Origin of the sequence: Bacillus sp. AFS001701 (assembly GCF_002559405.1) — a bacterium.
Lineage (GTDB): Bacteria > Bacillota > Bacilli > Bacillales > Bacillaceae_G > Gottfriedia.
Genome location: NZ_NTZO01000782.1, coordinates 1 through 578, shown reverse-complemented (window position 1 = coordinate 578; position 578 = coordinate 1). Strand labels below are relative to the sequence as shown.

The 578-nt window shown below is 28.9% G+C and carries 2 protein-coding genes; both read left to right on the top strand.

Annotated elements, in window-relative coordinates; genetic code table 11:
* Positions 1 to 179 precede the first annotated feature (179 nt).
* Complete coding sequence (locus tag CN514_RS25135; RefSeq protein WP_084006741.1) at positions 180 to 314, top strand: small acid-soluble spore protein P; 135 nt, start codon at positions 180 to 182, stop codon at positions 312 to 314.
* 34 nt (positions 315 to 348) lie between these two features.
* Entirely contained in the window at positions 349 to 504 is a 156-nt protein-coding gene (locus tag CN514_RS25130) for a YfhD family protein (protein ID WP_286141839.1), read from the top strand.
* The last annotated feature ends 74 nt before the right edge of the window (positions 505 to 578 follow it).

Genomic DNA, 578 nt, shown 5'->3' with positions numbered 1-578 from the left:
GAATTAGATCATAAGAAATACCTCCCTTTCATTAATTTATTTATATATATGGAAAATGGTTATCGAAAATTATTAGAAAAAAATGATTAAAACGCTTTCATTTTAAAATTAGTAAATATTTCTTTTTGGCATATTTTTTCGCTTACAACTAAAGCTATTTGTAAAGGAAGGTGACAAGAATGACAAACAAATCGTCAAAAAGAAATAGCCCAATTGACCATGAAAGTGGACAACCGAAACCATTAAGCGGTTCTCATAAAGTGAAGAACCAAAATCATACAAGACAGAAAAAACATAGTCACCACGATATGTAATTTAAATTAATTCGTTATAATGGAGGGTTTTAATTTGAAAAAGAAAAGTACTTACAATTCTAATTTCAATAAGAATGTAAAGCCTGATGGACTTGATGTCGAGTATTCAGCGGAATTAGCAGATCATGATGATATAGAAGCACAAGAACGTTCAGCTCAAGCAGATGCACGTGTAAAGAAAAAAATGTAATTCGTTTTCTCTAAACAAATAAAGGTATGCGATTTTTCGCATACCTTTACTTAGTTTATTTATTTATTTATTTA

What these genes read in the sequence shown, in the direction of transcription:
- CN514_RS25135 (WP_084006741.1), top strand. Translation starts at nt 180, where the DNA reads ATGACAAACAAATCGTCAAAAAGAAATAGCCCAATTGACCATGAAAGT.